This window comes from Nocardiopsis sp. M1B1 (assembly GCF_052466615.1).
Genome location: NZ_CP196194.1, coordinates 6,135,166 through 6,156,248, shown reverse-complemented (window position 1 = coordinate 6,156,248; position 21,083 = coordinate 6,135,166). Strand labels below are relative to the sequence as shown.

General features: G+C 72.8%; 20 protein-coding genes and 1 CRISPR repeat array. Of the genes, 16 read left to right on the top strand and 4 right to left on the bottom strand.

From position 1 onward, the window contains the following. Positions 1 to 185 precede the first annotated feature (185 nt). The 14 genes from ACSTA4_RS26725 (at position 186) to ACSTA4_RS26660 (ending at position 16,199) form a co-directional block, all read left to right on the top strand. A complete protein-coding gene (locus ACSTA4_RS26725; RefSeq protein ID WP_444961494.1) occupies positions 186 to 704 on the top strand; it encodes a hypothetical protein in 519 nt (172 codons plus the stop codon). Positions 705 to 760: 56 nt separating this feature from the next. Then, on the top strand, positions 761 to 1,486 hold the full coding sequence (locus ACSTA4_RS26720; protein ID WP_444961493.1) for a hypothetical protein: 726 nt from the start codon (positions 761 to 763) through the stop codon (positions 1,484 to 1,486). A 43-nt stretch (positions 1,487 to 1,529) separates the two neighbouring features. After that, positions 1,530 to 2,147, top strand: coding sequence for an SAF domain-containing protein (locus ACSTA4_RS26715; RefSeq protein WP_444961492.1), 618 nt, complete (start codon positions 1,530 to 1,532; stop codon positions 2,145 to 2,147). Between the two features lie 31 nt (positions 2,148 to 2,178). After that, positions 2,179 to 3,009 carry a hypothetical protein gene (locus ACSTA4_RS26710; protein ID WP_444961491.1) on the top strand — a complete coding sequence of 277 codons (831 nt, stop codon included), beginning with the start codon at positions 2,179 to 2,181 and terminating at the stop codon, positions 3,007 to 3,009. Beyond that, positions 3,006 to 4,331 (top strand): CpaF family protein, encoded by a 1,326-nt coding sequence (locus ACSTA4_RS26705; protein WP_444961490.1) that lies wholly within the window; start codon positions 3,006 to 3,008, stop codon positions 4,329 to 4,331. Before ACSTA4_RS26710 ends, ACSTA4_RS26705 begins: the two co-directional genes overlap by 4 nt. Then, entirely contained in the window at positions 4,328 to 5,173 is an 846-nt protein-coding gene (locus tag ACSTA4_RS26700; protein WP_444961489.1) for a type II secretion system F family protein, read from the top strand. Before ACSTA4_RS26705 ends, ACSTA4_RS26700 begins: the two co-directional genes overlap by 4 nt. Further along, a complete protein-coding gene (locus ACSTA4_RS26695) occupies positions 5,170 to 6,111 on the top strand; it encodes a type II secretion system F family protein (RefSeq protein ID WP_444961488.1) in 942 nt (313 codons plus the stop codon). Before ACSTA4_RS26700 ends, ACSTA4_RS26695 begins: the two co-directional genes overlap by 4 nt. 178 nt (positions 6,112 to 6,289) lie before the next feature. Continuing rightward, a complete protein-coding gene (locus tag ACSTA4_RS26690) occupies positions 6,290 to 6,493 on the top strand; it encodes a hypothetical protein (protein WP_019607794.1) in 204 nt (67 codons plus the stop codon). A 149-nt stretch (positions 6,494 to 6,642) separates the two neighbouring features. Next, a complete protein-coding gene (locus ACSTA4_RS26685) occupies positions 6,643 to 6,984 on the top strand; it encodes a TadE family protein (RefSeq protein ID WP_444964281.1) in 342 nt (113 codons plus the stop codon). Further along, on the top strand, positions 6,981 to 7,469 hold the full coding sequence (locus ACSTA4_RS26680) for a TadE/TadG family type IV pilus assembly protein (protein ID WP_444961487.1): 489 nt from the start codon (positions 6,981 to 6,983) through the stop codon (positions 7,467 to 7,469). Before ACSTA4_RS26685 ends, ACSTA4_RS26680 begins: the two co-directional genes overlap by 4 nt. Beyond that, on the top strand, positions 7,469 to 7,894 hold the full coding sequence (locus ACSTA4_RS26675) for a pilus assembly protein TadG-related protein (RefSeq protein ID WP_444961486.1): 426 nt from the start codon (positions 7,469 to 7,471) through the stop codon (positions 7,892 to 7,894). Before ACSTA4_RS26680 ends, ACSTA4_RS26675 begins: the two co-directional genes overlap by 1 nt. 34 nt (positions 7,895 to 7,928) lie before the next feature. Continuing rightward, entirely contained in the window at positions 7,929 to 10,493 is a 2,565-nt protein-coding gene (locus ACSTA4_RS26670; protein WP_444961485.1) for an OmpA family protein, read from the top strand. A gap of 142 nt (positions 10,494 to 10,635) precedes the next feature. Further along, positions 10,636 to 12,534: a CRISPR direct-repeat array (repeat unit 29 nt; unit sequence GTGAGCCCCGCGCACGCGGGGATGGACCG). 333 nt (positions 12,535 to 12,867) lie between these two features. After that, on the top strand, positions 12,868 to 13,566 hold the full coding sequence (locus tag ACSTA4_RS26665; protein ID WP_444961484.1) for a hypothetical protein: 699 nt from the start codon (positions 12,868 to 12,870) through the stop codon (positions 13,564 to 13,566). 350 nt (positions 13,567 to 13,916) lie between these two features. Then, positions 13,917 to 16,199, top strand: coding sequence for a DPP IV N-terminal domain-containing protein (locus ACSTA4_RS26660; RefSeq protein WP_444961483.1), 2,283 nt, complete (start codon positions 13,917 to 13,919; stop codon positions 16,197 to 16,199). A gap of 106 nt (positions 16,200 to 16,305) precedes the next feature. On the opposite strand, the gene ACSTA4_RS26655 is transcribed toward ACSTA4_RS26660, so the two are convergent. Next, a complete protein-coding gene (locus tag ACSTA4_RS26655) occupies positions 16,306 to 17,010 on the bottom strand; it encodes an AAA family ATPase (protein ID WP_444961482.1) in 705 nt (234 codons plus the stop codon). 387 nt (positions 17,011 to 17,397) lie between these two features. Continuing rightward, a complete protein-coding gene (locus ACSTA4_RS26650; RefSeq protein ID WP_444961481.1) occupies positions 17,398 to 17,973 on the bottom strand; it encodes a hypothetical protein in 576 nt (191 codons plus the stop codon). A gap of 244 nt (positions 17,974 to 18,217) precedes the next feature. Between ACSTA4_RS26650 and ACSTA4_RS26645 the strand changes: the two genes are divergently transcribed. Beyond that, positions 18,218 to 18,826 carry a TetR/AcrR family transcriptional regulator gene (locus ACSTA4_RS26645; protein ID WP_444961480.1) on the top strand — a complete coding sequence of 203 codons (609 nt, stop codon included), beginning with the start codon at positions 18,218 to 18,220 and terminating at the stop codon, positions 18,824 to 18,826. Positions 18,827 to 19,042: 216 nt separating this feature from the next. Here ACSTA4_RS26645 and ACSTA4_RS26640 read toward each other — a convergent pair whose 3' ends face one another. After that, positions 19,043 to 19,507, bottom strand: a complete 465-nt coding sequence (locus ACSTA4_RS26640) for a PACE efflux transporter (protein ID WP_444961479.1) — start codon at positions 19,505 to 19,507, stop codon at positions 19,043 to 19,045. Between the two features lie 98 nt (positions 19,508 to 19,605). Between ACSTA4_RS26640 and ACSTA4_RS26635 the strand changes: the two genes are divergently transcribed. Beyond that, positions 19,606 to 20,493 carry a LysR family transcriptional regulator gene (locus ACSTA4_RS26635; protein ID WP_444961478.1) on the top strand — a complete coding sequence of 296 codons (888 nt, stop codon included), beginning with the start codon at positions 19,606 to 19,608 and terminating at the stop codon, positions 20,491 to 20,493. Between the two features lie 179 nt (positions 20,494 to 20,672). Here ACSTA4_RS26635 and ACSTA4_RS26630 read toward each other — a convergent pair whose 3' ends face one another. Next, entirely contained in the window at positions 20,673 to 21,065 is a 393-nt protein-coding gene (locus tag ACSTA4_RS26630) for a MerR family transcriptional regulator (RefSeq protein WP_444961477.1), read from the bottom strand. Between the last annotated feature and the right edge of the window lie 18 nt (positions 21,066 to 21,083).

Genomic DNA, 21,083 nt, shown 5'->3' with positions numbered 1-21,083 from the left:
GTGATGCTGGCCGACCAGAGAGTGTTTCCGCAGGTAGGCGAGTTGGACATCGAAGAGGCGTGAGCTTACCGACAGTTTTTCTCCGAAGGGTCGTCCGTAACCACTTGTGCGCAGGCCAGACGAGGGGCTACCTTCATCTCTGTCACGGAGAGTGACAAGAAAATCACTCCAGGGAGCCCTCTGTGGTGCGTGGATTCCTGCTGTCCCTGTCAGGTGCGTTGCTCCTGACGGGGTGTACCGCTCAAGCGGACGAGGCAGTCGAACCAGTCGTTCAATCCTCAACCATTCCGTCCGAAACGGAAGCTCCGGAGAAGACGCCGGAAGAAGAGGCCGTCGACACCTACCTGCGGTTCTGGGACGCGATCGTTCTCGCTTCTGCGGAAATGGACCCGGACCACCCAGACCTGGAGAAGTACGCCGTCGACCAGGCGCTCGAACTGGCGCAGCAGGGGGTCCGGGGAGTGGCCGAAGCCGGTTACGGCATGGAGGGCGACCCGGTTCCCGCTCCTGAGGTGGTCTCTGCTGAACCCACAGACGAACCGAGATCGATCGTGATCAGGGACTGCCAGGGAGCCGGTGACTGGAAGGTCGTCGGAGAGGCCGAGCCGAGGTCCGACAACGTACGCGTGGACGCCAGGGTGAACCGCGACGTTTTCTCCTGGCGGGTGGTCCAGCTACAGGTGTGGGGAGACGACTCGTGCTGATGTCGACGACGATCCTCGCCGCTGCGGTTCTTCCTGCCGTGACCGCCGTGTCCCCGATGCTTCCTTCGCCGAGCGAGATTGACTTCAAGGGCAACGCCTCCTGCGAAGCGTCCGGCTGCTCCGCCTTCGCCGGATCCGGGCAGCACAGCGGTGGCTCCTCAGGCGGCGCGCCCCGGCCCGACAGCGGCGCAACCGCCGTGCTCTCCGCCGAGGACCCGTGCGTGGAGATGGACCAGGCGGAACCGGGCTGGACCTGCGTCGCCTCGACCAGGTCCGGCCCGGGCGGCGGGGAAACCGTCAGCCCGCGCCAGGCCGCTGAGCAGGCACGGGCGTCCATGAGCCTGCCCGCGCCCGCCCTGGCATCCTCGCCCGCCGAGGACACGGTCGTTCACTTCCCGGTATGGCTGTGGGTGGACGGCGCTGACTGGGAACCGGTCAGTGCGACCGCCTCCGTCTCCGCGGGCTCGGTCACCGTGACCGCCGTGCCGCAGCAGCTCCGCTGGGACATGGGTGACGGAACGGTGCTCTACTGCGACGGCCCCGGGACCGTGTTCGACCCCGCGCGCCACGACGCCCAGACGCCCTCGCCCGACTGCGGCCACGCCTACACCCGCACGTCCCACAACCAGCCCGACGACCGCTTCCCGGTCGCCGCCACGGTGTCCTGGACGGTGGAGTGGACCACCAGCGCGGGCGGCGGAGGCACCCTCGACCCGTTGACGACCAGCGCATCCGACAGCGTCCGCGTGCGCGAGGTCCACGCGCTGGTCACCGACGGCTGAACACGGCAGGGACCTCGACGCACCAGGGACGGGAGCACAGGGCGTGACGACGTTGACCAAACCCCACTCAGGCGACCGGAAGACCGGGAAATCCCGGCTGTCCGCCGTCCGCCGCCGCGGCTGGAAGCGGCCCTTCGCCGGGATCGCCGCCATGGTCCTGGGCGGCGTCGTCGCCGCCTGGGCCGCCACCCGCGAGGAGGAGCCCGCGACGGTCCTGGTCGCCGTCAACGACGTGGAGGCCGGTGACGGCCTCGACATCGCCGACCTGCGGGTCGTGTCCGCGTTCGGTGTGGAGGAGCTGGACCTGGTCACGGTCCCCGAGGCCCTGCGCGGTCGGGCGGCGGCACCGATTCCGGCCGGAACCGTGCTCACCGGCCCGATGATCGCCGACACCTCCTCCTGGCCCGCGCCGGGACAGGCGGTGGTCGCGGTGCAGACCACGCCGGGGATGCTGCCGGATTCCGCGGGCAAGGGCGCGCTGCTGCTGGTGATCGCCGAGGAGGGCGATCCCTTCCACGCCCGCCTGCACTCGTCGGGGGACGAGGAGGCACCCGCGGACGCGCGGGTCGTGGAGCTGCTGGTGGTGGACGAGGACGCGGCCGGGGTGGCCCGGGCCGTGGACGAGCCGGGCACGCGCCTGGTGCTCATGGCCGAGCCGTAGGACGACAGAGCAAGGACGCAAGGGGGAGAGCATGATCATCGCGGTGTGTTCGTTCTCGGGAGCTCCGGGGGTCACGACCCTGGCGACCGCGCTGGCGGCGGTGTGGCCCACGGGCCCGCTCACCGTTCCGGTACTGGTGGAGGCCGACGCCAGCGGCGGCGACCTGGCCGTGTGGCACCGGCTCGTCGGCCGACCCGGGCTGGTCTCGCTCGCGGCGTCGGTCCGGGCCTCCGACCCGAATCCGGACGGGGAGCAGGGGGCACGGCGCGCCCTGCTGGCGCACGCCGCCGAACTCCCCGGAGGGCTGCGGGCCCTGGCCGCGCCGACCACGGCGCACGAGGCCTCCGCCGTGGTGACCGCGCTCGCCCACCGCGCCCGCGTCCTGCGGGGCGGGCTGACCGTCCTGGACTTGGGCCGGGTGGCCCCGGGCAGCGCGGGCGCGCACCTGCTCACCCTGTCCGACGCCGTGGTGCTGACCGTCGCGGGCGACGACGCCGCGCAGATCCACCGCGTCTCGCGCTGCCGCGACGTCCTGGAGTCCCTGGCCGGCAAAGGCGCCGCGGTCGGCCTGGCGGTGCACGGCTCCCGTTTCTCCACCAGTGAGATCACCGCCCAGACCGGCTGCCGGGTGTGGGCCCAGCTGCCGCACGACCCGACCGGCGCGGCGTTCCTGCGCGGAGAGGACTCCCGCCCGCGGAGTCTGCGCGAACGCGTGGCCGCCTGGTCGCACACCCGCCACAACCCTGACGGCGTCGAGTGGATGCCGCTGCTGGCCGCCGCCCGCGGCCTGGCCGACCGGGTCGACGACCTGGTGGACGCCGCCGCGACCCTGCGCCGCTTCGAGGAGGCGTTCGCCGCGTGAGCGCCTCCGACACCTCCCGCGTGGCCGCCCCGAGCGGCCACCGCGTCGCACCGCACCTGGCCGAGACCGCCGCACGGCTGGCCGACCGCGTCACCGACACCCTGGTCCGCCAGGAAACCGACACCCCGGCGCGCAACGGCCACCGCGCCCGGCGCGAACGCGCGGACGCGCTGCTCGCGGCCCTGCTGGAGGAGTACGCCTGCCGCGCCCTTACCGGAGCCGCCCGCGCCCTGACCGGCCCCGAGGAGGAATGGGTCCGCGCCCGCGCCCTGGCCCAGGTCTGCGGGCTCGGCCCCCTCGAACTCCTGCTCAGCGAACCCGGCGTGCGCGACATCCACATCAACGGCACCCGCGTCTGGGTCGACCTCGGCGACGGCCGCCGCGAGGAACGCGCGCCCGTCACCTCCACCGACGAGGAACTCGTCGCCCTCGTCCGGCGCCTGGCCGGACAGGCCCCCGGCGGAGAACGGCGCTTCGACGCCTCCGCGCCCCTGCTGAGCATGGAACTCACCGGCGGCGCACGCCTGTCCGCCGTCATGGGCGTCTCCCGGCGCCCGGCCGTCACCATCCGCCGCCACCCCGAACGCGAACTCACCCTGTCCGACCTCACCGCATCGGGCATGCTCACCCGCCCCGTCCGCTCCCTGCTCACCGCGGCCGTGCGCGCCCGGCTCAACCTCGTCATCGGCGGCGCCACCGGCTCGGGCAAGACCACACTGCTGCGCGCCCTGGCCCGCCACATCCCGCCAGCCGAACGCGTCATCACCGTCGAGGACGCCTTCGAACTCAGGCTGGACGCCGACCAGGACCTCAACTGCCTCGCCCTCCAGGGCAGGCCGCCCAACACCGAGGGCGCCGGGGAGATCACCCTGGCCGACCTGGTCCGCCACGCGCTGCGCATGTCCCCGGACCGGGTCATCGTCGGCGAGACCCGCGGACAGGAGACCGTCGCGCTCCTGCACGCCATGACCATGGGCACCGACGGTTCCATGGCCACCGTGCACGCCTCCTCCTCGGCGCAGATCCTCACCAAGCTCGCCACCTACGCCAACCAGGCCAGCGAACGCCTGACCCTGGAGGAGAGCGGCGTCCTCATCTCCTCCGCCGTCCACCTGGCCGTGCACATCGACACCGACGAGCACGGCGGCGGCCGCGTCGGCAGCATCCGCGAGATCGTCGGCGTCGACGGGCCCCGGGTGGTCACCAACGAGGTCTACGCCCGCGAACACGGCGGGTTCACCACCCCGCTGAGCCCGCAGTACACCCGCAAGCTCGCCCGCGTGGGCTTCGACCCGGCCAGCCTGTTCGAGGACGCGCGGTGACCACCGTCCTGGCCGCAAGCCTGGGCGGCGCCGCGGTCGGCCTGGGCCTGGTGCTGCTCTGGCCCGCGCTCACCGCCGCCCCCAAGTTCCTGCGCTCGCGGGTCAGCGTGCGCCGCGACACCGTGTTCCGGGCGGCCGCCGCACTCAGCGCGGGCATGCTCGCCTGGGGCGTCACCGGCTGGCCCGTCGCCGCCGCCCTGGCCGCCGCTGCCGCCTGGTGGCTGCCCGCCGTCCTGGGACCCGACCGGGCCACCGCCGCCGAGATCGCGCGCATCGAGGCCGTCGCGGGCTGGACCGAACAGCTGCGCGACCTCATCACCGCATCCTCCGGCCTCCGCCAGGCCATCTGGACCTCCTGCGCCATCGCACCCGAGGCCGTGCGCGGCGACGTGCAGGGCCTGGCCGCGGACCTGACCGCGGGCAACGACCTGGAGGACGCCCTCACCGCCTTCGCCCACCGCGTCGACAACGAGACCGCCGACCTGGTGGCCGCCGCGCTGTCCATGGCCGCCCACCGCCACGCCGCCGACCTGGGCACCCTCCTGGGCAGCCTGGCCGAGGCAGCGCGCGACCGCGCGTCCATGCTCGTGCGCACCTCCACCTCCCGAGCACGCACCCGCACCTCCGTCCGCATCATCACCGCCGCCTCCCTCACCATGGTCATCGGCATGGCCGCCCTCAACGGCCCCTACTTCGCCCCGCTCGGCTCGACCACCGGCCAACTCGTGCTCGCACTGGTCGGAACCGTGTGGGCGGCAGCGCTGTGGTGGCTGACCCGCCTGTCCGCCCCGCCGCGCACCGAACGCGTGCTGTCCGCCCACGATCAGGAGGAACGCGTATGAGCGTGTTCGCGGCGGCCCTGGGCGGGGCCGCGGTGGGAGCCGGACTGTGGTGGACGGCGCGGGTGCTGAGCCGCCCCGACCTCGCCGACCTCCTCCCGCCGCCGGACCTGGAACAGGAAGGGGCTCAGCGGCGGGAACGGGAACACACGTGGGGGCGGGCGGGGCAGAGGAAGGGAACAGGGGCCACCGGGATCGTGGGCGCCGCCGCGAACGCGGCGCGGGCAGGAGGGGAAGTGCTGGCCCGGTTCGGCTGGCCCGGACCCCGAACCCGGCGCGACCTGGCTGTGTGCGGCATCGACACCGACCGCCACCGCGCCGAGATGACCGTGTCCGCGTTCGCCGGAGCCACCCTGTTCCTGTCCCTGCTGGCCACCGCCGTGCCGCCCGCCTCACCGATGCCGCTCACCGCCGCACTGGGGCTCGGCACGTCCTGCCTGGGGCTGTGCCTGGTCGCGCCCGCGCTCGTGCTCCGCCACAGGGCGGCCCGGAGCCGCGCCCGGCTGGGCGCGGTCACCTCGGTCATCGCCGACCTCGTCGGAGTCGCCCTGGCCGGGGGATCAGGGGTTACCGGAGCGCTCGCATCCGCCACCCGGCGCGGGAACGGACCGGCCTTCGACCTGATCCGGCGCTGCCTGCACGAGGCCAACCTGCGCACCCGACCACCCTGGGACGCCCTGTCCGACCTCGCGGAGCGGACCGGCGTACGCGAACTGGACGAACTCGCCTCCTCCATCCGCATCGCCGGAACCGACGGCGCCCGGGTGCGCGCCTCGGTCCGCGCCAAGGCCGCCGCCCTGCGCACCCACCGCCTCGCCGCCCTGGAAGCGCAGGCACACGAGGCCACCGAGCGGATGACCCTGCCGGTCATGCTGCTGGTGCTCGGCTTCCTGCTGCTCATGGGCTACCCCGCCGTCACGCACGTGACCAGCGGGTTCTGAGCCGAGATCCGACATCCCAGACGCGTCAGCCGTTCGCTGTCCACCGCCCGCCGTCCGCCGTCCGCTTTCAGCGGGCGTCCAGTCACCGACCACCGAACGCCAGCCACCTGCCAGCGGCCACCACCGGCACACAGACACCGGCCCGCAGGCACCGGCCACCGAGAAAAGGGGCAACCACATGCGCCAGGCCCTGCGCCGCGCCCTCACCGCACTCGTCCTCGGCACGCGCCGCCACGGTCGCGCAGCGGACCGGGGATCGACCACCACCGAGTACGTGCTCATGCTCGTCGTCGCCATCGGCATCGCCACGGCGGTCGGCGGCATCCTCACCCCGAGGATCATCGAGAGCGCCCAGTCCGTCGACCTGGGCGTCACACCGTGAGGAACCGGCCGAGGCGGGACGGCAGTGGCGGACGGGACTGCTCGGACGCCTGGAAGCCCTGGGGCGTTCGGAGCGGCCGGGACCATCGGGAGTTCAGGAACCGCAGCGGCGCAAGGGGAGGCCGGGACGACAGAGGCGGCGCGGACACCCTGTTCGTCATCCCGCTGATGTTCCTGATGCTGCTGGGCATCCTGCAGTACGGCCTCTGGACGCACGCCCACCATCGGGCCCAGGCCGTGGCCACCGAGGCGCTCGCCGCGGCACGGGTCTTCGGTAGCAGCGCCGGAGAGGGACGAGCGCGGGGACACGCCATGGCCGAGGACCTGGGCGGCACCATCCTGCGGGACGTCCAAGTCCGGGTGGAGCGGGGCGACGCCACCACCAGCACCAGCGTGGACGGCACCGCGATCAGCCTGGTCCCCGGCTGGAACCCGTCCGTCAGCACGACCCTGTCCGGACCCACGGAGCACGTCGACGGAGCGGCCCGGTGACAGCGCCTCGTGAGCGGATTCGGGACCGGGACTCGGGGCGGGAGCCGGGCCGGGATCGAGACCTGAAGCGGGAGCGGGACCGGGACCGGGGGAGCGCGTCGGTCGAACTGGTCCTCATCGTCCCCGTCGTACTGGCCTTCCTCCTCCTACTGGCCCTGACCGGCCGCAACTACACCGCGGCACTGGCAGCCGACGCCCTCGCCCACGCCGCCGCCCGCTCCGCCTCCCTGCACACCGACCGGAACGAGGCCCGAAACGCCGCTGAGCAGGCCGTCGCCGCGAGCGTGGGCGGCTGGGGACGCGCCTGCCGGGAACCCGCCGTGCGGTTGCGGCCGACCACCGAAGGGAACCTGCGCGCGATGCGAGCCGAGGTCGAATGCACCGTGCACCGCGACGACCTGCGGGTTCTGGAGGTCAGCGAGCGGCGCACCGTCACCGGGTCGGCCGTCTCCGTCCTGGACGTCCACCGGGAGCGGGAGTCCTGATGGGCGGAGGCAGCCCGAGCGCGTTCGTCGTCGCCATCGCCGCGACCCTTCTGGCCTGCCTCGGCCTGATCCACGACGGCGCCCAGATGCTCCGCGCCAAGACCCGGACCACCACCCTCGCCCACGAGGCCGCCCGGGCCGGAGCCCAGCACCTGGACGCTGACCTGCTGCGCACCGGCACCCTCGCCCTCGACCGTGACGAGGCGCGCAGCGCGGCTCGGGACCACGCCCGGCTCGCGAGCGCGGGTGCGGGGGCGAACACGCAGGCGGGCACGAACGCGGCCGCGGCCGTGGACGTGGTTGTCAGCGCTGACGAGGTCACGGTCACCGTCACGACCACCTACCGCCCGACCGTGCTCGCGGTGCTCGGAGAGGTCGAGATCGCCTCCCGCGCCACCGCGACCGCGCACACCGCGACCCCCTGAGACGCCGAGGGACAACGCTGGAAGAGGGGACGACATGCACCACCCGGTTCGCAAGGCTCTGGCCTGCGCGATCACACTCGCCCTGCTGATCGCACCGCCCGTCCTGCTCCAGCGCTGGCAGTGGCCCGCGCAGCTCGACGGGATGTCCTGGGACCACCTGTGGCTGACACTGATCAGCGCGACGCCTCCCACCGTGGTCCTCCAGGCACTGACACTCGTGCTGCTCTGGGCCCTGTGGGGCACCTTCGCCGGGCTGGTGCTCCTGGACACGGCGGCTCTCCTGCGCGGGCAGGTGCCCAGGATCGGGCTCCTGCGCCTGGCGGTGACCGGGGTCGCGGGAACCTCCGTCGCCGTGTCCGCGCCCGCCGTCGCCTCGGTGACACCGGCTGACAGCGCGCTGACAACCGTCGAACAGGACGCGCGCGGCGAGGAACCGGCGCACACGCTAGGACGCACCCGGATACTGGCGGGCTTCGGGACCGACTCCGCGCAGCTCACACCCACCATGACGGAGGAACTACTGCCCACCGTCGAACTCCTCCAGCTCTTCGGAGACCCGGGGAAACCGGTCACCGTCACCGGGCACACCGACACGAACGGCCCCGACGCGTACAACCGCGCGCTGTCCGAACGCCGGGCCGAGTCCGTCGCCGCCTTCCTGACCGAACAGCTGGGGGAGGGGTGGACCATCACGACCGAAGGCGCGGGTTCCGGGCAGCCGCGCAACCATCCCGATCTGGGTCAGGCCGCGGACCGGCGCGCGGAGATCGCGTACACGCTGACCACCCAGCCCCGCGCGGCTGCTAACAGCTCAACGGAGCCGGGCGAACGGGAGCCGAGTCCGCTCCCGGAACAGGAACAGGAAAGGGGCCGCGGGGCCAGGGAGCGCGAGAGTAGGGACTCCGAGAGCAGGGGGCGAGAGAGCGAAGCGGTGGACGACCTGGCTGACAGCGCGCTCACATTCGGTGAAGGGGAGGACGCAGGGTTCTCCGGTACGAGCATGCTCGTCGGAGCCGCGGTGGGTGCGGTCGCCGGAGCGGTCGGCGGACGGCTCACCGCACCTCGACGCCGTGGGGTCCGTCGGGGTGAGGCCGATCCGCTGGCGGGCGGGGAGTCGGCCGCACCCGAGCCTGAGTCCGAGGAGGTTTCCGGCGTCGAGGTCCTCCGGGGCGCCGGAGCGGAACTGGTCTCGGCAGGGGGATATCTGAGGGTCGCCGACGACCTGGCTGTCAGCGCACGCGACGGGCTCAGTGTGACCGGAACCCACGGGGCGGAAGTGTGCGCCTCCGTCATCGGCCGCGCCCTGGCGGACGAGCACACCACGGTCATCACCACCCAGGACGTTCTGGCGCGGGCGGGAGCGCCGGAAGACGCGGATGTCCCCGGCCTGGTGGTGTGCCCGGACACCGCGTCGGCGATCACCGAGACCGAGCTGGCCTACATCAGCGCCGTGCGCCTGGAGGACGAGGAGGAAGTCGCTGACGCTCCCTCGTGGACGATGCTCGTGGTGGAGCCTCCCGAGGCGGGGTGGGTCAGTGACCGGCTGGACATGGTGACCAGGGGTTCGACCGACAGCGGCACCGTTGTCCTGGTTCTGGGGGAGGGATGGTCTTCGCCCACGGTCCGCTGCGACGCCCTCGACACGGTGGAGGTCACCGACGCGGACGGGGCCGGGACCACCGTGTACGACGGCCTTCGCCTGTTGCACGTGGACGCGGCTGCTTTCTCGGTGTGTCTCGGCACTGACACAGAGGGGCTGCCGGTAGCTGAGGAGACTGAGGAAGAAGAGGAGGACGCTTCCTGCTCCCCGGCCGTGGAGGAACCCGAACTTTCCGAGGAGAGGGAGGAAGGGGAGGAGCCGGTGAAGCCGCGGCTGCGGCTGTGCCTGTTCGGACCTCAACCCAGGATCTTGCTGGACGACGCCGATGTCGGGGCACGCATGCGTGGTGCCACACGCCGTATGCTCGCCCTCCTGGCGCTTCATCCGAACGGGATGGGCACCGAGGCGCTCACCGACGCCCTGTTCTCCCACTCCGCTGAGAGCAAGGCCCGAGGCCTTCGCAACACCGCGTCCAGCGACGCGCGCCGCGTGATCCGCGAGGCGTTGGGGGACGGCGAGGCCGAGATCCTGGAGGTCACCTCGGGCCGGTACCGGATTCTCCGCGAAGCCGTTGACGTGGACGTGTGGTGCTTCGACGCCGCGCTCAAGGCCGCGAGCGCGGCCCGGGACGCGGAGCAGCGTCTGGCGCACCTGCGGATTGCGGCGGCGGAGTACACGCACGAGTTGCTGTCCGAGGTGGAGTTGCCGTGGATCGAGGAGAAGCGCCAGGCCTACCGTCGAGCTGCTGCCGACTGCTTCGTCAGCCTCGCCAAGGCCAGTGAGGGGCCGGAGCAGGGGCTGGCCTGGTTGGAGCGGGCGAGGGAGTCCGACGACCTGAACGAGGCCGTCTACCAGGAGATCATGCGGACCCAGGCGGCTTTGGGGCGGTTGGACGCGGTCGAGCGTGCCTACCACGAGCTCAGCGAGCGGCTCAAGGCCATGCGCGCTCGTCCCAGTGTCACCACGAGCAAGCTCTTCCAGGAGCTTCTCGGTCGTTGAGGTTGCATTGGCTGGGATGCTGGTGGAGCTGGGAGCTGGCTGTGTGAGTATGGACGCGGAACGGGCGTCGGAGAGGTTTTAAGCAAGCTCTCCGCATAGATCGCGAGGAGATAACGGCCCGCGTTTTCGCAGGTCGTTAAGCGTGAGCCCCGCGCACGCGGGGATGGACCGCCTGACCCGTGGCGGTTCCTCGCTGAGGGCGGGTGAGCCCCGCGCACGCGGGGATGGACCGCTTGGCCGCACCCTGTTCGTCCGCAAGTACACGTGAGCCCCGCGCACGCGGGGATGGACCGCCGCGCCGCGCCGCCTGACCACCACCGCCAACGTGAGCCCCGCGCACGCGGGGATGGACCGCCTTTAGAGGGCCGGGAGCTGACATCTCCCGGGTGAGCCCCGCGCACGCGGGGATGGACCGGCCTCGGGCATGACTTTGACCGAAGCTGCCGCGTGAGCCCCGCGCACGCGGGGATGGACCGCTCTAGGTCCGCCTCTTGGGCTGCGGCACGCGGTGAGCCCCGCGCACGCGGGGATGGACCGTGGTCGCCGACCGTGGCGGCGAGTTGTTCGTAGTGAGCCCCGCGCACGCGGGGATGGACCGCGGACGCCGTCGCCGCCATCACCGACCTACTCGTGAGCCCCGCGCACGCGGGGATGGACCGCGCGGCATCGGCTACGTGCGCCCCGAACACGCGTGAGCCCCGCGCACGCGGGGATGGACCGGCCCGGCTGCCGACGTAGGCGCGGGCCAGCCGGTGAGCCCCGCGCACGCGGGGATGGACCGACCGAAATCGCCCGCATCCTGCGTCAGTGTGCGTGAGCCCCGCGCACGCGGGGATGGACCGAACGCGGTCAGCTCCCACAGCCCGGCGCCCAGGTGAGCCCCGCGCACGCGGGGATGGACCGGGGCGCGAAGCACTGAAACCCGTGGTGGGGCAGTGAGCCCCGCGCACGCGGGGATGGACCGCACCAGCACGGCGTACAGGGCGGCATGACCCCGTGAGCCCCGCGCACGCGGGGATGGACCGTAGCTGCCAGAGGGGACCACCAGGTACGCCCGGTGAGCCCCGCGCACGCGGGGATGGACCGCCCTCGACCTCGACCACGGCCAGGGCGACAGCGTGAGCCCCGCGCACGCGGGGATGGACCGCGCCGCCGCTCACGGGCAGGGGACGCGTTCCCGTGAGCCCCGCGCACGCGGGGATGGACCGGAACTCGTGTGGCGCTCTGTGCGCCCACCCTTGTGAGCCCCGCGCACGCGGGGATGGACCGGGCACTTCGCGGCGCAGGGGTGGACGCCGTCGGTGAGCCCCGCGCACGCGGGGATGGACCGATCCTCGCGCTTCGCTCCGACATCGCCCAGACGTGAGCCCCGCGCACGCGGGGATGGACCGCGGAACTTTCTTGGTGACCGATTCCGGTCATGCGTGAGCCCCGCGCACGCGGGGATGGACCGCTGTTCGCCACCGGCGACAGCGACGGCCGGGCGTGAGCCCTGCGCACGCGGGGATGGACCGTGCGCTGGAGCAGGACCCACAGCTCCCGGCCCGTGAGCCCCGCGCACGCGGGGATGGACCGAGGCTACCCTCGCGCTCCGCCTGGCGGGCGCGGTGAGCCCCGCGCACGCGGGGATGGACCGGCCCGCCCCAGTGAGGCGAGCCTTTGGCGTCGGTGAGCCCCGCACACGCGGGGATGGACCGAACCTCGCTCCCCGCGGCCTGATGACCCGCTAGTGAGCCCCGCGCACGCGGGGATGGACCGACGGCTGAGGCCGTCCAGCGGGGCCGCCGGGCGTGAGCCCCGCGCACGCGGGGATGGACCGGCCACACCCTGGAGGGCCTGGCCGTCGCCTCCGTGAGCCCCGCGCACGCGGGGATGGACCGCGCCCCGGCCTGGGGCCGTGGCCAAGGACAAGTGAGCCCCGCGCACGCGGGGATGGACCGATCCGTGCGGAGTGAGCCCCGCGCACGCGGGGATGGACCGGACCTGCGGCGGTGGCTGGCCTCCCAGGCCGGGTGAGTCCCGCGCACGCGGGGATGGACCTCTGTCCAGTCGCCGGAGCGACCTTCAGGTGTTGTGAGCCCCGCCATGCGGAGGTCAAATGGCGGTACGGAATTCGCCTGCTTTCTTGGTCGAGCCTGTTCGCCAGGGTGTTCGTCTAAGCGTGCGAACAGGGTGGATGGCGCTGACAGGGCAGGTCAGAGTGGGTGCAGGGTGTTCGTTCTGACGCCCCGACTTATAGCGTCTTGCTACTCATTCACCGGGACGGGGGAGGGCTGGGGGCGAGAGGTTCTCACCGCTCGGGTGTCCAACCCGGTGGGTGCGGGTGGCTTCTTTGGAGGGTGAAGGGGACTTCATCCGAGGAAGGGGCGTACCCATGTGGGCGTGGGACGAGGACAACGGCTGGTGCCGGGGCGGGGAGCGCTGGTGCTCCGTGAAGGCGGGTCACGGCCAGGGCCGGTGCCGTCGGGTGAAGGAGCCCGTGGTGCCGGTGGCGGGCCAGCGGGAGCGTCAGATGTTGCTGACCGACCTGCGGGCGCTGGTGGCCTACCTGGAAGCCCACCCGCAGCTGCCGGTGGGGGAGATGACCCGCGTGGAGATCACCTACTTCCCCGAGGGGTGCGACGGCCACCAGCAGGACCAGGTCTTGCGCCTGGCCGAGGCGCTCGGGACGCGGTCGCGGTGGGAGGGGGAGCACTTCGCGTGCGGCAAGTGGTTCGGGCAGGCCGGATACCGCGTGGTGTCCATCCCCGAGCGTGTGCGGAAGGGCGAGCTGGCCGCGGTGGTCCCGTTGGGAGGTTCCGGGCGGGGCGTGAGCTGGCTCGGTCTCAGGTCGGCCCTGGCGCGTTCCGGGGCCGTTCGTCGTGTCCGGGGAATCGTCCACAGGATGCGCGGAACCGGTGGCGGAGTCGTACGCCGAGGCCGTGCGCCGGTTCCCCACCGGACACCTGCTGACCGCCATCCGGCCCTCTTCGTGCTCCGCGCGCGCGGAGGCGAAGCCGACCGGCCGGGGTCATGGGGTACGGGACATCACGCGTTCGATCTGGGCGGGTGGTGGTTCTTCCGCGGTGCGTAGGGGACCGCGGGCGTCCGGGCCGGGTGCCGCGTGGTGTCCATCCGCGAGCGTGTGAGGAAGGGCAGGCTGACCGCGGTGGCCCCATCGGGGGTCCCAGGCGGCGGGCGTGAGCTGGCCCGGCCCCAGAACGGCCCCGGCATGTTCCGGGGCCGTTAGTCGTGTCTCGGGGGTGCACCTGGTCCGTGGCCTCGGACCGCCCCCCGAAGCTACTCACGGGTTGCTCCGCCCCCTCCCCATGGCCCCGGGCGAAGCGGGTCTCGACGGGGTGTCGGTCACCTATCCCTTGAGTCCGACGCGACGTCACCCTGTTGAGTGGGCGGCGCCAAGCACCACGAGCGGAAGGCCTCCCCGTGAACGAACCGGCTGAACGAACACGCCTCGACGCCGCCGACTACGCCCGCGCCGAGCAGATGCTCGCACCGCACAGAGCCCGCCTCATACCGCAGGCCGCCGTCGCACCGCAGTGGTCGAGCGACGGCACCCGGTTCTGGTACCGCTCGGGGACACGGCACATCGTGGTCGATCCGGCGGCGGGCACCAGACGCGACGCGTTCGACCACGAACGTCTGGCGGCGGCGCTGTCACAGGGCTCCGGACACGCGGTCGAGGCCGACGCCCTGCCGCTGGCGTCCCTCGACTTCGAGCCCCCGGGCGGCGGCGCCGACGCGATCCGCTTCTCGGCGTTCGGTACCCGGTGGGAGTGGTCGGACCGCGCCTCCTCCTGCACCCGGATCGACGACGACCACCCCGCGGGGCCGGGCGAGGTCGCCTCACCGGACGGGGCGTGGGTGGCGTTCCGCCGTGGGGGCGACGTGTGGGTGCGCAGCCGCGACGGCGGGCAGGAGTTCGCGCTCACCGAGGACGCGGAACCGGACTGGGACTACGGCGGCCTGCCCGACGCCGCCACGAAGGTGTCGCTGCCCCTGCAGGGCCTGGACGCGCCGCTCGTGGCCGAGTGGTCGCCGGACTCCACCCGGCTGCTCACCCACCGGATCGACCAGCGGGGACTGCCCGAACAGGTGCTGGTGGAGTCGTCCCCGCCCGGGGGCGGGCGGCCGGTGGCACACCGCATCCGCTACCCCATGCCCGACGACGAGGCCCAGGCGACGGTGTCGTGGTGCGTGCTCGACGTCGGTACCCGGCAGGTCGTCGGCGAACAGGGCGACCCGGAGGTCCTCTCGGTCCACAACCTGACGCGACGGTGGTGGACGGGGCAGCGGGGCAGCGCGATCCACGTCCTGCACCAGTCGAGGGACGGACGCACCCTGGAACTGCGCCGTCTCGACCCGCTCACCGGGGCGCGGACGACGCTGGTCACCGAGACCGACCGCACCCGTGTCGACCCCTCGCCCTACCTCCACCTCCCTCCGGTGACGCGTGTGCTGGACTCCGGGGAGATCCTGTGGTGGTCCCAGCGCGACGGTTGGGGCCACCTCTACCTCTACTCCGCCGACGGCGGCCGGGTCGAGCGGGTCACCGAGGGGCCATGGCTGGTCCACCGGGTGCTGTGGGTCGACGAGGACCGCCGCCAGGTGTGGTTCGTCGCCTGCGGACTCCACGCCGACGACCCCTACGTGCGACAGATCTGCCGCGTGGGCCTCGACGGCAGCGGGTTCGAGCGGCTCACCGACGACGACCTCGACCACGACGCGGTCAGCCCTCCACAGGGCGGCTACCTCCTGGACCGGGCCTCGGACGTGGCCACGCCGCCGCGGGCACGGGTGCTCGACGGCGACGGGCTGCCCCTGGTCGAACTCGAAGCCCCGGACACCGCTCCGCTCCGAGCTGCGGGCTGGAGCCCGCCCGAGCGGTTCCGCACCTTCGCCGCCGACGGGCGTACCCCGATCCACGGCGTGCTGTGGCGCCCCCACGGCTTCGACCCGGCCAGGCGCTACCCCGTCGTCGACCACTGCTACCCCGGACCCAACACGCACCGGGCGTCGCCGGCGTTCGGGAACCTGTTCACCGGGGAGCCCGAGGCGCTGGCCGCGCTCGGGTTCGCCGTGGTCGCGATCGACGGCCGGGGCACCCCGCTGCGCAGCAAGGCGTTCCTGGACCACTCCTACACGGGGGACCTGGGCATGTCGGCGGCGCTGGCCGACCACGTCGCCGCCATCCGCGAACTGGGGCGCCGCCACCCCTGGTTGGACACCGGCCGAGTGGCCATGACCGGCGATTCGGGGGGCGGTTTCGCCACGGCCCGTGCCCTGCTCACCCATCCGGAGTTCTACACCGTGGGCGTCGCGCGGACCGGCGCCCACGACTTCTCGGTCTACCTGCCCTTCTGGACCGAACAGTTCTGCGGCGAGCCCAGCGCGGAGAACCGCCGGGCCATGGTCAACACGCACCTGGCCGACAACCTGCGCGGCAAGCTCCTGCTGATCGACGGCGAACTCGACGACAACGTGCTGCACTACCAGAGCCTGCGCCTCGTCGACGCGCTCATCGACGCCGACGCCGACGTCGACATGCTCCTCGTGCCCGGTGTCGACCACAGCCTCCTCGGCCGCTACCACTACATCACGCGGCGGACCTGGGACTATCTGGTGCGCCACCTGCACGGCACCGAGCCCCCGCGCTACCGCATCGCTCCGCTCCCGCCGATGCCGGAGTGGGCCGTCGTCCCGTCCTGAGGACGCGGCGGTAGGGTCCCCCCGAGTCGCAGCGGGTTCAGGACCGCCTCCGAGCAACAAACTGTCGTCCGGGGGCGGACCGGTCGGTGATGCCGACCGGCCGGGGTCACGGGGTACCGGACATCACGCGTTCGATCCAGGCGGGTGGTGGTTCCTCCGCGGTGCGCGGGGCGCCGAGGGCGTCCGGGCCGGAACCGAAGCGGATCCAGGCCAGCTCCCGCGCCCGGCGCCGGTCGAGTGCGAGCAGGCTGCGCGCGCCCGGCGCGAACGCCTTCGGCCCGCGCCGGGTGGCCGTTCGCAGCCGCCGCCAGCGCCGCGAGTGCGTCCGGTGGCTGCGCGCGGTCACCCGCCGCCCTCGGGCGGCCTGCCCGCTCCGGGCCTCCTGCGGGGTGGCGTCGATCATCAGAACGTGGACCTCGTACCGGCGCAGCCGGCAGAGCAGGGCGAGCAGCACGCGGACCGAGCGCCGGGTCCCGCACTCGTGCACCACCACCGGGCCGCCGCTCAGCGCCGCGGCCACCCGGGCCAGGTGCAGTACGTGCACCACCCAGCGCCACAGCGGGTAGGGGACGCGGCCGAGCAGCGTCCGGAGCCGGTAGCGCGACTGGAGCGAGTCGATCACCCGCACACCGTCCGCGGCGACCACGGTCCGGTCCTCGTCCCCGCGCAGACCGAACAGCCGCCGCAGCAGCGTGCTCTTGCCGGCGCCGGGCACCCCGGTGACCACCACCAGGGACCGCCGGGGGTAGACCGCCCCGCGCACCCTCGCGTCGTTCACCGAGGGTGCGTACCGCACCAGACCCTGGGACATCTTCGGCAGCTCCTCAAAGCCGACCATCGCGCCGGTGGGGCCCGGTTCTACGGTGGCCGTGCCACCAACGTTATGCCGCCACCGGGTGTGTACCGACATGGGAGGTGGGCGCCGTGGAATGCGGGAGGAGCGCCGATCACGGTGTGGAACCGGCGGTGATCGTGGTGGTGCGGCCACCTCGGAACGCCTCCCGTCCCCCTCTCGGTCGGGGTCTTGCCGCAGACCGGTCGGGTGTGGTCGTCCACGGCGTCGTACACGTAGGTGTACCCCGTGTCGGAGCGGTTCGCGCGCCCCCGGACGCGTCCGAGCATCCTGTGGCCGCGGCCGTGCACGTCCTGGTCCGGCCCCGCGCCGGTGGCGGCGGCTCCGGAGGCGGCGGCCGTCATGTCAGACGGCCTTCTCGGCGACGCGGTGCAGGCGGATCGCGGAGATCAGGAAGAAGATCCCGCCCAGGGTGGCGTAACCGGCGAGGCTGGTCAGCGGCGCGTCCGGGGCGCCGCTCTGCATGAGGAACCCCGCACCGGCGAACGTGGAGATGCCGCCGCTGAGGATCATCGCCCACTGGCCGCCGAGCCTGTAGCGGATGAGGGCGACGATGAGCTGCACGGCCCCGGCGGTGATCGCCCACACGCCCCACACGGCCAGCACGGCCGAGGAGCCGGAGGCGGCGGCGACGCCCAGGCCGACGGCGGTGAGCAGGCTCAGCGCCATGTTGGCGTACAGCCCCGCGGTCGGCCGCGCCGCCGCGGACCTGCGGAAGTCGACCACGGCGGCGGCGAGGTCGAACAGCGGGTAGAGCACCAGCAGGGCGATGCTGACGGGCGTGAGCGAGGAGGCGGTCAGGGCGAGCAGGGCCGCCCAGACGACGGCGAATCCGAAGCGGACGTAGTACAGGTTCCGCAGTCCGCGGGCGATGCCGATCCTGTCGGTGCTGTCGGTGTTGGTGCTGGTCGCGGTGGTCATGGGGTGCTCTTTCGCTGAGTGGGCCCGGTGGTCCGGGGCCGGTGTCCGGTCCGGGTGCGTCGCTCGTGTCCCCACCGTGCGCGGTCGCGGAGTCCGGCCATGGAGCGGCTGGTCTCGGGCGGGCGCGCGGTCGGATACGGGAACGGCTCCCTAGGTAGAATGACTAGTAACTCTACTTGGTGGCGAGTGTAGGCGCAGGGGCGCCGGTCCACAAGCCCGCGGAGGAGCTCATATGATTCCGCCCATGGCCAACCCGATGCGTGAACGCCTGTTGGAGGCGGCGACCGAGCTGTTCTACGCGCACGGCCTGCGTGCGGTGAGCGTCGACAAGGTCATCGAGGGCGCCGCCACGACGAAGGTGACGTTCTACCGCCACTTCAAGAGCAAGGACGACCTCATCGTCGCCTACCTCGAACGCCGCGCCGCGCTCGAACGCGAGGGGATCGACGCGGCCATCGCACGCGGCGAAGGCGACGTGGACGCGACGTTGGGGCTCATCGCGGAACAGGTCGGGATCATGGCCTGCGCGCCCGGGTTCCGCGGCTGCCCGTTCATCAACGCCGCCGCCGAGTACCCCGACCCGGACAGCCCCGTGCGGCGGACGGTCGACGCGCACCGCCGCTGGTGCAGGGGGGCCTTCGAGCGGCTCGCCGCGCCGCTGGGCCACAGGGGGGCGGGCGACGTCGCCGACGACCTGATGCTGCTCCGCGACGGCGCGATGGTCGCCGGATACCTCGACGAACCGGCGGCCGTGGCCGACTCCTTCCTGCGCAGCGGCCGTGCGGTCACCGGTGTCGCCGCACCCGGCGGCGCGTCCGACGGCAGGTCCGGTTCCGCGGGGCCGGTCGGCTAGGCCGCGGTCCGCGGGCAGGCAGTGACGTCGAACGGCAGCGGGCGGAGCCGTCGAGCGTGCGCGTGGCCGCCCGCCCTGCCGAGGAGCCGCCCGCTCCGGTCCGGTCGCTCAAACGCCGGACGGCGCCGCGCGCTCGGGGGCCCACCGTCCCGGGCGGCCCGCCGGGCGGAGGCCACCGGTACGGGTTCCGCGGGCGCGCGTTCGACGGCGCGTGCCTCAGTCAGAACGCCCGGAACCGACCGGCTCCTCCTGCCCGACCTCGTTCACCGCCGAGCTGGGAACGCCGAAGATCCTGTCGAAGGCCCAGTTGTAGGCGAAGGTGTAGAACGGGATGTAGACGATGAACACCAGGTCCAGCACGAACGCCTGCAACAGCGTGATCTCCAGCCACCACGCGATGAGCGGGATCAGGAAGCACACCAGGGTCAGCTGGAACCCCACCGCGTGCAGGACGCGCCGGCGCACGGTGCGCGTGCGGTCGCGCTGGCGCCGCTCCCACGCCTCGAACAGGTAGTTGAAGACCAGGTTCCACACCGTCGCCACGCAGGTGATCATGAGCGCCAGGGGCCCGGTGGTGGCCGGTGACTCGCCCGTCAGCAGGGACATCACCGCGGTGCCCACCGCGAGCCCCAGGACCTCGTATCCGCCCACGTAGACCAGCTTGCGCTTCACACCTTGCACAGCACACACTCCCCGTTCCGTCGGTCAACGGGGGAAGACGTTATATTCAGGGCTACTGAACAGAAAATTCAGGTCCCTTCAGAAAAGCTGACAGTTGCATGGCTCTCTCCAGTGACGGCATCGAGCTGTTCCTGGCCGTGGTCGACCACGGCTCCTTCTCCGGCGCGGCCCGCGCGCTGCGCCGGGTGCCCTCCGCCGTGAGCATGGGCATCGCCAACATCGAGGCCGAACTCGGCTACCCCCTGTTCGACCGGTCGCGCCGCGAGGCGGTGCCCACGCCGCGGGCCCTGGCCCTGGTGCCCCACGCACGGGCCGTCGCCAGCAGGCTGCGGCTGTTGCAGGTCCACGCCGTGGAGCTGTCGCGGGACCTGGAGAGCACGCTCACCGTCGCCGTGGCCGCCGGTGTTCCGGACCGGGACCTGTTGGACGCCCTGGCCCGGGTCGGCGGTCGCTACCCCCTGCTACGGGTGAACCTGCTCCGGGCGCCCCAGGACGCGGTCCGGGAGATGCTGCACCGGGAGCGGGCCGACCTGGCGCTGCTGGCCGCGGCCCCGGACGTGGACCGGGAGGAGGTCTTCACCAACGTGACCGACGAGGTCTTCGTGGCGGTGGTCTCGGCCACCGCGGACACCCCCGGCCTGCCCGCCGACCTGCGGCGCCTGGAGGACCTCGGCGCCAGCCGCCAGATCGTGGTCGCCGGTCCCGACGACGCGGTCGCCGATCGTCGGCTCCTGGTCTCCGACGCTCGGTGGCACGTGGACTCGGTGGAGGCCGCGCTGGGGCTTGTGGAACGCGGCGCGGGATGGGCCAACCTGCCCCTGGGGGAGGTGCGGGAGGCGGTCGCGGCCGGGAGGGTGAGGGTGTTGGAGTTCGTCAACCTCAAGAACGGGCTGGCGATGCCGGTACACCTGATGTGGCTGCGCAGGAGGCCGCTGCGCCGGGCCGCGGGGGAGGTCGTCGCGCTGATGAGCCGCGACCACCGCTGACCGGTAGGAGCGGGGTCCGGTACCGGGAACGGGGACCGCCTCCAACGCGTGGTCGGGGCGCTTCGCCGAGCGCCCGGGAGGCGAGGGTGGTTCCGACGCCGACGGGCCGTGACCGCGACGAACCGGGCTTCCCCGCCGATCCCCGCCGAGCTTCCGGCATCCGCGGGCGGGAGGCCCCGTCAGCGGCGGCCGGTGAGGGAACCCTCCTCGGTCCCGTCGCCCTCGGCGGAGGCGATGACGTCGTCGAGCAGCTCCCGGGAACGCCGCAGGTCGGCGATCATCCGGTCGATGCGCTCGCGCTCGGTCCTCAGCTCGCGGACCAGGTGGGCGTCGGCCGTGGCGGCGGGTCCGCCGTCGGCGTCGCGCATGCACGGCAGCAGTGTCACGATCTTGGCGCTGCACAGCCCCGCCGCGTACAGCTCCTGGATGCGCACCACCCGGTCCACCGCGGCCTCGGCGTACTCGCGGTGCCCGCCCGGGGTGCGCTCGGAGGCCAGCAGGCCCTGCTGCTCGTAGTAGCGCAGCGAACGCGGGCTCACCCCGCTGCGCCGGGCCAGCTCACCGATGCGCATGACGCACCTCACGTTCCT